This is a genomic window from Microcoleus sp. BM001215392, from assembly GCF_036700185.1.
Lineage (GTDB): Bacteria > Cyanobacteriota > Cyanobacteriia > Cyanobacteriales > Microcoleaceae > Microcoleus.
The window spans coordinates 1-12,624 of record NZ_JAUBOJ010000211.1 but is presented as its reverse complement, the minus strand read 5'-3'; the positions used below and the strand labels follow the sequence as shown (position 1 = coordinate 12,624).

The 12,624-nt window shown below is 42.2% G+C and carries 8 protein-coding genes; 6 read left to right on the top strand and 2 right to left on the bottom strand.

The annotated features are described in order from the left end of the window. Positions 1-485: 485 nt before the first annotated feature. From QT974_RS20930 to QT974_RS20905, 6 genes are all read left to right on the top strand, one after another. The gene (locus tag QT974_RS20930; protein ID WP_333470345.1) at positions 486-1,583 is read left to right on the top strand and encodes a phosphotransacetylase family protein; all 1,098 of its coding nucleotides are present in this window, start codon (positions 486-488) and stop codon (positions 1,581-1,583) included. Positions 1,584-1,898: 315 nt separating this feature from the next. Further along, on the top strand, positions 1,899-2,402 hold the full coding sequence (locus QT974_RS20925; RefSeq protein ID WP_332944888.1) for a DNA recombination-mediator protein A: 504 nt from the start codon (positions 1,899-1,901) through the stop codon (positions 2,400-2,402). 15 nt (positions 2,403-2,417) lie between these two features. After that, the gene (locus QT974_RS20920) at positions 2,418-2,834 is read left to right on the top strand and encodes an MAPEG family protein (protein WP_333470346.1); all 417 of its coding nucleotides are present in this window, start codon (positions 2,418-2,420) and stop codon (positions 2,832-2,834) included. A 285-nt stretch (positions 2,835-3,119) separates the two neighbouring features. Continuing rightward, complete coding sequence (locus QT974_RS20915) at positions 3,120-3,611, top strand: YajQ family cyclic di-GMP-binding protein (protein WP_333470344.1); 492 nt, start codon at positions 3,120-3,122, stop codon at positions 3,609-3,611. A gap of 1,204 nt (positions 3,612-4,815) precedes the next feature. Next, positions 4,816-7,590 carry an ATP-binding protein gene (locus tag QT974_RS20910; RefSeq protein WP_333470343.1) on the top strand — a complete coding sequence of 925 codons (2,775 nt, stop codon included), beginning with the start codon at positions 4,816-4,818 and terminating at the stop codon, positions 7,588-7,590. Next, positions 7,574-9,271: a response regulator gene (locus QT974_RS20905; RefSeq protein WP_333470342.1), complete on the top strand. Its 1,698-nt coding sequence runs from the start codon at positions 7,574-7,576 to the stop codon at positions 9,269-9,271. The genes QT974_RS20910 and QT974_RS20905 overlap by 17 nt, the downstream gene beginning before the upstream one ends. Positions 9,272-9,477: 206 nt before the next feature. Here the strand turns inward: QT974_RS20905 and QT974_RS20900 are convergent, their stop codons facing one another. Further along, positions 9,478-11,151 carry a mucoidy inhibitor MuiA family protein gene (locus QT974_RS20900; RefSeq protein ID WP_333470341.1) on the bottom strand — a complete coding sequence of 558 codons (1,674 nt, stop codon included), beginning with the start codon at positions 11,149-11,151 and terminating at the stop codon, positions 9,478-9,480. 177 nt (positions 11,152-11,328) lie between these two features. Beyond that, complete coding sequence (locus QT974_RS20895) at positions 11,329-12,219, bottom strand: methylenetetrahydrofolate reductase (protein WP_333470340.1); 891 nt, start codon at positions 12,217-12,219, stop codon at positions 11,329-11,331. Between the last annotated feature and the right edge of the window lie 405 nt (positions 12,220-12,624).

Genomic DNA, 12,624 nt, shown 5'->3' with positions numbered 1-12,624 from the left:
TGTCAAGAGCGTCAAGAGCGGTTAAATCACCTGACGATACAACCGGAATTAATATTGCTCATCCTGAGAATAAAAAAAAAATTCGATCGCTAACTCATAGCAGTTATCGACAAAATAAGGTATTCACCCATTAATTAACAATCCCTCAACCCTCAAATCCCCCGAATCCGTCAATCTGCCAATCTTCCAATCCCCCAATCCCCCAATCTACACTTGTACCCGATCTTTCGCTCGAAGTGGTACAATAATGCTCAAAAATATTGTCTCAAAAATATAAAAAATCATCTCCTGTTAAACAGGTTGTTTGACACAAAAAATTATGAAAAAAGGCAACCAAAATAGTCGCGAGCGATCGATAAAAGTGGATATCAAAAAATAGATGTGCGCAAAAGTGACAAAATCGAGTATAATTATATTGCGAAATTAACTCGCAGTGCTGAAATACTGTTGAATAAACAAAATTTATTTAAATAGACAGGTGCAAATTGAGGAGAGAAGGCGTACCCAAATTGACTAAATATTTACTGATCGGTTCCACAAAAGCTTACAGCGGCAAGTCCGCGATCGCCCTGGGGATGGCCCTAGCACTCCGGGAACAAGGACTCGCAGTCGCCTACGGAAAACCTCTGGGAACTTGTTTCAGCTCGGAGGGAACCCGAGCCCAAGAGGAAGACGTGCGGTTTGCGGTAGAGACGCTGAAACTCTCAGAAAGTCAGATACCGTCAACTCTGGTATTTTTGGACGAAAAAACGGTTTACAAACGTTTGCGCAAAGAAGACAACACAGATTACCGCCACTCTCTAGCCCAATATTTGCAAGCTCCCAGCGGAGACTTGGTGCTGTTAGAAGGCCCCGCAAATTTGGAGGAAGGCAGTCTGTTTGACTTGTCTTTGACTCAAATCGCTGAGACCGTTGATGCCTCTGTGCTGCTGGTAGTGCGCCCGATCGATCTTTATATAGACGATTTGCTGTCGGCGAAGCGGCGTTTGGGTTCGCGCTTGGTTGGCGTTGTGCTCAACGACGTTCCCTCGGACAAACTCGAATCTCTAACGGCGACTGTGCGGCCTTTTCTGGAAGCTAGCGGTATTCCAGTTTTGGGAATGCTGCCGAGAAGCGCTTTGCTGCGCAGTGTCAGCGTCAAAGAATTAGTCCACCAATTGAAAGCTGAGGTGCTGTGCCGTCAAGACCGTTTGGACTTGATGGTGGAAACCTTGACAATTGGTGCGATGAATGTTAGCTCTGCGATGAAGTATTTCCGCAAAGCCAGAAATATGGCGGTAGTCACCGGGGGCGATCGCACGGACATTCAGCTCGCGGCTCTGGAAAGCTCGACTCAGTGCTTAATTCTCACAGGCCACTTACCTCCTTCTCCCTTGGTAATCGGCAGGGCAGAAGAAATGGAAATTCCTGTTTTGTCTGTTGATTTGGATACCTTAACCACAGTCGAAATTATCGACAGCACTTTTGGCAGCGTGCGCTTGCACGAACGCATCAAGGTGGAATGCGTTACTCAGCTAATGGCAGAACACTTTGATCTCAAGGGCATGATGGCATCCTTGGGCATGGGCGATCGAGTCGATTAGCAACGATCGGACGATCGGACGGTATTCGGCAGCCGGAGTTCAGGGAAGAAGGTATTCGGCACAAGCAAGAAGGCAGAAGATAATTTTTGTTTTAAAAATAAAAAACAAAAATTCTGAAATTATAAATTTTTCTTGAATTCTACCTCGCTCTCTGGCTGCCCAATGCCTTCGGACATTCTGCCGAATGGCGGCCTAAAATGTCCGCATATTCTAGTCCGATCGAATAGATCAGCAATTCTTAACTTCTTTTTGGTGGCAATTGCTAGTGAGTCTGCTAAAATCCACAACGTAGTTTTATTTAATTTAATAAATTCTTTGAGTCAATCAATTGAGCTACCCAGAGTTGATGATTTTTTACAAGAACTTGCGGCGATCCAGCAAACAAGCTCCAAGCGGGTTGCTCTTTTGGGTTCTCGCCACGTTCCTATTACCCACCAGCAGCTAATTGAGATGCTGAGCTACGCCTTAGTTCTGGGAGGCAACCAGCTCATCACATCGGGGGCTACAGGCACCAATTCAGCCGCAATTCGGGGGGCAATGCGAGCAGATCCTAATCTGCTGACGGTGATTTTGCCGCAAAGCATGAGCCGCCAGCCTCGGGAGTCTCGGGACCAACTCGAACAAGTCATACATTTGGTAGAAAATCCCAAAAATGACAGTTTGTCTCTCCCAGAAGCCAGCGCCATGTGCAATCAGGAGATTATTTCTCGCTGTCAGCAACTGATCTGCTTTGCTTTTCACGAAAGTCACACTTTGCTGAAAACTTGCCAGGATGCTGAGGAACAGCGCAAAGTTGTTACTCTGTTCTATTTTGATTGAAATGCGAGGCTGATGATGCTCTTGGGATTGCCTGTGTCGGTTATTCTGCTTGATTCTGTGGCTGCTGCTGCTGCTGTGGTTTACGCACCGTTTTTGGTGGTTGCCCTGGCTCGCTTGCAGCTAGGCTACGATTTTTCAGCACCTCGCGCTATGTTTGACAGGTTGCCTGCTTACGCTCAGCGCGCAACTTGGGCTCACCAAAATTCGTTTGAGACGTTTATGCTGTTTTCAGCGGCGGCTTTGATGGCTTTTGTGACGGGAGTAGATTCGGAGGCTGCGGGTTGGGCGGCGATCGCATTTCCTCTAGCCCGGTTGTTGTTTTCGGTTTTCTATATTCTGAATGTGCCTCTGGGGCGATCGCTCATGTTTGCGATTAGTTCTACTTGCACAGTCTCTTTATTCTATTTCAGTTTGATGGCTGTTAATGGGTAATTGTCAGTTGGCAGTTGTCAGTTGGCAGTTGTCAGTTGTTAGTTGGCAGTTGTCAGTTGTTAGTTGGCAGTTGTCAGTTGTTAGTTGTTAGTTGTTAGTTGTTAGTTGTTAGTTGTTAGTTAAGCAACGTTTAATTAATGACTAATGACTAATTACAAATTACAAATTACAAACTACGAATTACCAATGCCAAATGCCCAATCCCTCCGCTTCGCTTCGCTTTTCGGCCCAATGCCCAATGCCCAATGCCCAATTACCAATTACCAATTTACCAATTACTAATTTATGGCTGCTAATTATTCATTCGATATTGTCAGCGAGTTCGACCGGCAAGAATTAGTTAACGCTGTTGACCAAACAGTGCGGGAAATTCAAAGCCGCTACGACTTGAAAGATACCAAAACCACCGTGGAATTGGGCGAAGAATCAATCACTGTCAATACAGACAGCGAATTTACTCTCGATGCCATTCACACCGTTTTGCAAACAAAAGCCGCCAAGCGGAGTTTATCTCTGAAAATTTTTGATTACGGCAAAATAGAAGCTGCGAGCGGCAGTCGTGTCCGTCAAGAAATTAAACTTAAAAAAGGACTCACTCAGGAAATCGCCAAACAGATTACTAAGTTAATCCGCGATGAGTTTAAAAAGATTCAAGGTTCGATTCAAGGCGATGCAGTGCGGGTTTCGGCAAAAGACAAAGATGATTTGCAGTTGGTAATTCAACGCTTGAAGCAAGAAGATTATCCCGTGGCTTTGCAGTTTAACAATTACAGGTAAATTGGTGAAAGCTAAGTATGGGATTCCCAGTTGTGCGATCGCACTTCTTTTGCACTTGCTGGGCTTGGGCTACCGTACTTTGCTGCAACCCGATCCGGATGCTGGCTAGATATTGGCATCCAATCAACTTGTATATCGCTTTACCAATAGACTTCGCTACAATCTTTTTTCTCAAACTCCTTGCGAACAAATCGATTCAGCCAAGCCTCAAGGTACTGATTTCAACAGTTTACCTGTGACAGTTGACCTGTGACTGTTGACAGTTTGAAAGCGACCTCTACCTAGAAAAAAGAGAATTGGAGTAATGAATAGTCTGATTTTAATTGATCCCACTCCGGCGCAAGGGCTTTCAACCAATTCTTTCTGGTAATCAGGGTTTTGAAGCTATGCTACAGTTGCATTACTTTTAGGAAACTAATATTGCGCGCAGAAACTCTCATAAATCGGGTTTGATAACGGGGCCAAGGGCTATGGGAGGTTTTTTCTTCCTCCATCAAACCCGGTTTCTGCGCTCAGGGCTATATTTTATGTGGTTTTGAGTGGATATATTTAGCTGGCGAAAAATTGCGGTTAAAAACAGCCAATTACAAATCGGTAATTTTAGCAGTATATTGGTTAGTCAGATGGCAAAACTTGGGCCGCGAGTTTGATATTTCTCAGAGAATCTACCACCTGCTGAAACAAATGACAATGGTTTAAGGGTTTACCTACCTTTTGCTTAAAGAAACCAAATCGTCAATCAACTATCGCCGAGCAAAATCCCATCAAAAGATCGACCCCATCACCGATGATTGGCGCGATCGCCCATAAATCCCATAAATCCCACAAATCTGTGTCATATTAGTGTTAATTGTCCCCTTTTTACTGCAAATTGTCGGTGCAGTGGGGCTGGTGCGTTATTTGTCTTACCGAAGTGGGCAGCATTCTGTTGAAAGAACTTGCAGTATCCGCTGAATAAATGACCGTGTTTAAAACGATTTTGCGATGTTTGAGGCTCCTTGATGAGCGATTAAATCCGATTGATTGAGCGGATACATATTTCATTGAGCCAATAAGGTTTTCAACAGTTGACAGTTGACAGTTGACAGTTGACAGTTTGAGAGCGACCTCTACCTAAAAGGAAGAGGATTGGAGTAATGAATAGTCTGATTTTAATTTCTCCCGATCGGGGAAAGGCTTTCAACCAATTCTTTCTGGTAATTATATGAAATCTTCTCATTTTAAGAATTTATTTTCTAAGTTCTTGGAAAAAGTACCATTAAAATTTATTTTTACTGTACCCTTTTTAATTGAAATTTTCATCATAGTAGGATTGGTGGGGTTTCTGTCTTATAGAAATGGCAAAGAAGCAGTCAATGACATTGCTTCTCAATTGCGCGAAAAAATTACATTAGAAATCGAACAATATATTAAAAACCAGTTATCTTCTTTGGTTCTGATTCATAAACTTAATGCTGATGCTATTGAACGGGGCGACCTAAGTCTCGATTTACAAAATCAAGATCCTAAAAATTATCATTATTTATGGCAAACGATCAAAAATTTCGATCGAGTGAGTCGGATCAGTTTTGCCTATAACCATAACAATCAATATTTAGAGGTTTGGAGAAAGCCTGAAAATGGAGAATTAAGATTTGTTGTATCCAATGCTTCTACTAATTATCTTACCTCTGAATATGCCATTAGTCCCCAAGGTCAGCCTACCAAAGTCATGAAAAAATTTACTAAATATTACGATCCCAGGCAGCGTCCTTGGTATATTGGAGCAGTCAAAGCAGGTAAACTAAATTGGCAGCCAATTTATTCAGGAATTGACTATAATAGTTTTTTCCTAGAGCTTGGTCAGCCTATTTACGATCGAAACAGGAAACTTTTAGGTGTTATGTCTGCTACTTATGAATTAGATAAGGTTCAAGATTTTCTTGTCAAACATAAGATTGGCAAGAATGGAAAAACCTTTATTTTCGATCGAGAAGGGTTATTGGTAGCGACTTCTCAAGATGAAAGCAGTCTCAATCAGAGTAAAGATTTCAAAAAAAACAAACGACCCTCTATCGATCGCAGTAGCGATCCTCTCATTCAAGCTACAGGTAAGTATTTAAAAAAACATTTTGTTGATTTTGATAAAGTTGAGCGAAGCTATCAACTTGAATTTAAGTATCATGACGACCTACAATTTTTACAAATTTCTCCCTATAAAGATGAATTAGGGATAAATTGGTTGATTGTTACTGTTGTGCCAGAATCAGACTTTCTTGAACATATTTATGCCACTACTCGGCAGACAATTTTATTGTGTTTGGTAGCCTTACTTTTAGTAATAATTATTGGTATTTTCACGGCTACTTTTGTGACAAAACCTATTTTAAAACTGAACAATGCTGCTAAAAATATTGCTGAAGGTAATTTACATGAAACTGTAAAAATCCAGCGCACTTACGAATTAGGAGAACTGGCTACTTCATTTAATAGGATGGCTCATCAATTACAAGAATTGTTTGAAACTTTAGAAGATAAAGTTCAACAAAGAACAGAAGAATTGGCGATCGCTAAGGAAAAGGCGGAGGTAGCCAACCAAGCCAAAAGTATGTTTATTGCCAATATGAGTCATGAATTGCGATCGCCTCTCAATGCTATTTTGGGATTTTCGCAATTGATGTTAAGAACTCAGGCTCTCCCCGCCGAACAATACGAGAATGCCGGAATCATCTATCGCAGTGGTGATTACCTATTGACGCTGATTAATAATATTCTCGATTTATCAAAAATCGAAATTGGCAAAATTACCATCGATGCTCAAGAATTTGACCTACATTGCTTGCTTGACGATTTAGAAAATATGCTGCATTTACGCGCCCAAAATACCGGATTAAAATTGATATTTGAGCGCAGTGAATCATTACCTCGTAATATTTGCACCGATGAAATCAAACTCCGCCAAATTTTACTTAATTTACTGACTAATTCGCTTAAGTTTACTCAGAAGGGAGTGATTTGTTTGAGTGTTATCAAAGGCAATGAAACAACAGAAGATGCTTTTACTCTGCATTTCCAGATTCGCGATACTGGGGTAGGAATTGCAGCAGCAGAAGTGCCAAAAATTTTTGATGCCTTTAGTCAAGGGGAAGCCGGAAAAGAAATGCAGGAAGGTACAGGCTTGGGTTTAGCAATCAGCCGGAAATTTGTGCAATTGATGGGGGGAGATATTTCGGTAGAAAGCGAATTAGGAAAAGGTACAAATTTCCAATTTTATATTCAGGCAAAATTAGCTCAACAAATAAACAGGAAGAATACAGAAGAACCTCCAAGGGTGCTGGGACTTGCGCCCGGTCAACCTACCTACAAAATTCTCATAGTCGATGATAAATCTATTAATCGACAACTGCTAATTAAGCTGTTGAGTCCCTTGGGATTTGAGGTGAAAGAAGCTAGTAACGGACAAGAGGCGATCGCCCTTTGGGAGGAATGGGAACCGCACCTGATTTTGATGGACATGAGGATGCCAGTGATGGACGGCTACGAAGCGACAAAATACATCAAATCCACCACTAAAGGCAACGCTACAGCTATAATCGCGTTAACGGCGAGTGTGTTGGAAGAAGAAAGGGCGATCGTGCTTTCGGCTGGCTGTGATGACTTTCTTCGCAAACCATTAGTTGAACACAGTATTTTTGATAGCCTCACCAAGCATTTAGGAGTCACATACATTTATGCAGAAACAATATCTCCACTCTTGGATGATACAGAAAAAAGGCTCTTGACATCGGAAGATTTAACCTGTATGACTAAAGCATGGATTAGTCAACTATACGAAGCTGCACTTGAGGCTAATAGCAACCTAGTATTGCAACTAATAGAAAAAATACCTAATACAGAAACTATTTTAATAAAATCCCTAAAAAAACTTGCCCGTGAGTTTGAATTCGAGCAGATTGTTGATTTAGTTGAACCCGTGATAAGCAATGAATATAAATTGTGAAATCGAAAATAAAGGTAATATTTTAATTGTAGACGATATTCTAGAAAATCTACAATTACTAAGCGATGCGCTCCTGCAACTCGGTTACACTGTTCGCAGCGTCACCAGCGGGCGGATGGCACTAAAAACAGTGAAGGTAAAGCGACCAGATGTGATACTTTTAGATGTCAAAATGCCAGAAATGGATGGTTATGAGGTTTGTAGAACTCTCAAAGCCGATGCAGATTTCCGCCAGATTCCAGTGATTTTCATTAGTGCTTTAGATGATGTCTTCGACAAAGTAACTGCCTTTAAGTCAGGGGCTATAGACTACATCACCAAACCATTTCAAATCGAAGAAGTATTGGCGCGCCTGGAAAATCAGTTAACCATTCAACGCCAGCAACAGCTTCTGGAACAAGAAAATATTAAGCGCCGGGAAGCAGAAGAGGTACTTTATCAATCGAGGGCTTTACTTGCTAGCGTTTTGAATAGTTCCCTCGATGGTATTGCTGCAATGCAGGCTGTTCGTAACACCGAAACAGGGGAGATTGAGGATTTTCGGTGTTTAGTCGTCAACCAGGTGATTGCTAGAGCTTTTAAACGCACCCGCGAACAGATGATTGGTAAATTAGTTCTCAAAAACTTTATAAATCAGGTCAATCCCGAACTATTTAATCGCTTTGTTAATATTGTCGAGACGGGGGAACCTTTAGAACAGGATTTTTACTATGAATCTGGAAATTCTTGCTGGTTTCACTTTGTAGCAGTCAAGCTAGGAGATGGTTTTTCGGTTACTATCCGCGATATTACGGCCCGCAAACAAGCCGAATTTGAATTACAACGACAAGCTGAAAATTTAGAACTTGCTCTGCGCGAACTAAAGCGCACCCAAGCCCAACTCATCCAGAGTGAGAAAATGTCTTCTATTGGGAATCTAGTTGCAGGGGTAGCCCATGAAATCAACAATCCGCTGAATTTTATTCACGCCAATCTAATTCCTGCTACTGAATATTTCCAAAATTTACTGTATTTGGTAAACCTCTATCAACAACACTTTCCAGAGCCCCCAACAGAACTTAAAGTAGAAATTGAGGATATTAACCTAGATTTTCTACAAAAAGACGTGCTTAAACTTCTGAATTCTATGCGGATAGGAACAGAGCGCATTCGGGGAATAGTTCTGTCCTTGCAGAATTTCTCCCGTCATGATGAATCTGAATTCAAACGAGTAGATATTCATCAAGGTATCGACAGTACGCTGATGATTCTCCAAAGTCGGCTGAAAGCCACAGCAAAACATCCAGAAATAATCGTGATTAAAGATTATGCTCGATTGCCAAAAATTCAGTGCTATTCTGGTCAACTAAATCAGGTATTTATGAATCTTCTGGATAATGCTATTGATTCCATTTGTACCAAATCTATCGGCACACAAGGAAAAATAAAAATTCAAACTAAACTCATGAACAAGAATCAAATATCAATACAAATATCAGATAATGGCCTAGGAGTTTCTGAGGAATTGCAATCACAATTATTCGATCCATTCTTTACTACCAAACCCGTGGGAAAAGGTACGGGAATAGGACTATTTATCAGCCACAAAATCATTGTAAATCAACATGGCGGAAATTTATATTGTAACTCTAATTTCCGACAAGGAGCAGAATTTATCGTTGAAATTCCCATTACTAATTAAATATTTAGTAAGGAATTATAACTAATATCTGTTGGGAAAACTGTTGCTACAATTCTCAATCTTATACAATTATTTTTATAAAAAATCAACTATGTCCGGTCGATTACAATGACAAAAACGGTTTGTAGTACGGACTGAAGTCCGCATTCAGCCGGAGAGCGGACTTCAGTCCGCACTACAAACGAATCTTAGTGTTGTTAATCGCTTTAAATATCTAAACCGATGACTGTTAACTCGGGAGGATGTTCGACGACAAACTGGTAATATAACTCTTGCTTGGCTTGCGGCGGCAGAGAAATTATCCATTCCAAAAGTCCCATTTCACCTGCTATTATCTTCGGATTAGTCTGATTCAACCGCACTTTTATTTGCTCCTTGCGACTGACGGGCAGTTGCTCTTTTAGTATCAACTTTGCCGCCACTTGCAGCAAGTTTGTTACAATTAATCGATAGGCATAAGTCGTGCGCCGCTGATTGCCGATCAGTTTTTTCTCGACTTGTCTTTCCACTAATTCCCGCTCTATTTTTAATCCTTCATCTATTCCTAAATTTAGCTTAAATTCTTCACCAGGGGAAACATTTTCTAACTGGACATTACCGACGAAAGTGTTGTCGCGAAAGATATTGGCTTTACCGGGTAGTAGAGTTGCACCTGTCGTCGGATTGGTGACGATTGCTTGCAAATAAGCGAAACTGACTAAATGCGGAATGGCGATGTATTCAGGTTTAGAGGGATAATTGTCGCTGAAAATAGTGACTTTGTGTGGCGTACCGTCGCTGGGGATATTGGTATTTCCTCCGACTTGAAATGAGACGGTGCTGCCTTCTTTAGATACTTTTGCTGTCGCAGTTTGAGCTGCTATGGGTTCGGGTGCGAGAGCACTACCAAAAGTATTATATTTTCCGGCAAATGGCATATTTTCTTCGTCTACGATTTCGCAGTCTACATAGTCTGTTGCCATTTCTGCTTCGACATTACGTCGCCTCTGTGCTTTCATGAATTCTGGGGTTGGAGCAGATTTTGGGCGAACAATATCGATAAACCAGGGTTGGAGTTTTGGTGGCAAAGTTCCCATTCCGGGTTTGGCTGTGGATAAAGTCAGCGCTACTCCTGTCCAATCTTCGCCTGTGTTTTGGTTGACTTCGGCTAGGTAATTGAGATTGATTTGATTGTTGGTTGTATTGACTCGCAAGTCGTAGAGAGGAGTCCAACGAGCTCCCATGACTACATAGGAAATTTCTAGTTCAAAATTGCCGCTGTCGCTGGGTTCGATCGCCACAATGATGTTAAAACTTTGCTGGGAATGGGGAGTTTGTACTTGGCGCAACTGCTGGCGCAATGCTTCTATTTGCTTGTCTAAGTCGCGCTGCTGTCTTTCGTGTTGGGCGATCGCACTTACGTACTTTTTATAATTGCTGCCTAAAAAATTGAGCAATTCGCTGGTTTCGTTCAAACCAATCTGCTGCTTGGAGATGGCACTGGCAAAGGAACCGACGCTTTTTTCGCTCAAATTTTCGACAAAGTTGAGTTGAATTTTTCGGGCGGCGATTTGCTCGTCTATTGCGCGTTTTTGGGTTTCTAAGTCTTGGATTTGTGCGGTTAATTCGGCGGTGCGATCGCCCGTAGGTTCGCTGTGAAACACGGTTTCGGTGCGCACTCCCAGCAATCGCACGGCGACTGTACCCGTGCCGGTAGCCCTGACTGACTCGGTTTCGAGGGTTGCGGGGAGAGAGGCTACAGTTAATTCGCGCTCGTTTCCCGTCAGGGCTACTGTGCCGCGGCGGGCGATCAGGGCGCGATCGGTATAAACTGTAACTTCTGATATGCGAGTATCCAGTGTTTTAATTGTATCTAAATTAGGCGTTTCTGAATCAGTCATTTTCAGGTGCTCCTATTTTATAACCGTTTCATCGATCGAGCATTTTTTAAAGTAGTTTATTGCTCAAATTTATTGGTTAATCCCCTTACAAAACTCTGACAGCGGAGTGGGGCGGGTTTACGAGATGGTTAGTTTTAGACATTGATGGTTGGTCAAACCCGCCCCTACGGTTTAATGTTAGCTCAGCGGCTCGATTCCCGCCAAATCCAAAATTTGTGGAATTAAATCTTCTCGCTTGACGGCCATCATGTGTACTCCTTGGCACAAATCCCGGGCTAGCTTGACTTGTTCGGCGGCAATTTTTATGCCTTCCTGCAAGGGTTGTGGGGATTTTGCTAAACGGTCGATCGTCTCTTGGGGTATGTTAACTCCCGGTACGTATTTTTTAATAAATTCAGCATTTTTAGCTGATTTAAACAAAAAGATTCCTGCTAAAATTGGTTTGTTGCAGCCGATCGCAATTTGCTGCATAAACTTATCAAAAACGTCAAAATCTGTAATTAATTGGCTCTGAAAAAACTGGGCTCCAGCTTCTACTTTTTTCTCAAATCGGCTTTGTAAACCCGACCAACTGGGGCATTGCGGATCGACAGCGGCACCGACAAATAAATCGGTAACTCCGTCTGTTAAAGCTTTGTCATTCCAGTCTTGGCCGCCGTTCATTTTTTGAATAACTTGCAGCAGTCGCACTGATTCTAAATCGAATACACTTTTGGCTTTGGGATGGTCGCCGGCTTTGACTGGATCGCCGGTGAGTGCCAAGATATTATGGATGCCTAAGGCGTGGGCTCCCATGAGATCGGCTTGCAGGCCTATTTGGTTGCGATCGCGACAAGCAACTTGACAAATCGGCTCAATTCCCCGCTGCAATAGAATTGCTGACACTGCTAGGGGACACATTCGCAGCACTGCGCGGCTTCCGTCTGTGATGTTAATGGCGTGCACTCTGTTTTTGAGAAGTTCAGCCATTGCGATCGTATGAGTCATGTCGCCGCCTTTGGGCGGGGCCACTTCGGCGGTAATGATGAATTCTCCGGGGGTGGTGCAGGCTGTACGAAAACGGTTCATAGTTAGTTGACAGTTGACGGTTGATCGTTGACAGTTGACAGTTGATAGTTGACAGTTGGCAGTTGTTATTTGTTATTAGTTATTTGTTATTTGTTATTTGTTATTTGTTATTTTTGAAGATATCGCAATAATCAATAACTAATAACTAATCAGGGCTGTTTCATTCTTCCGACAGTCCGCCAGGGACTAAAGTCCCTGTCGAGAGAGCACAAGTCGTCGGTCGCCGACTGAAAGAGTCATTTATAGTCCTATGCAAGAGGATTTTAGCTCTCTCTACAGGGGTTTCAACCTTGCTTAGGACTGTCGGACTGTGGGACTGGGGCTTTGAGAGAATGAATCAGCCCTGAATAACTAATGACTAATGACTAATGACTAATGACTAATGACTAATGACTAATGACTAAT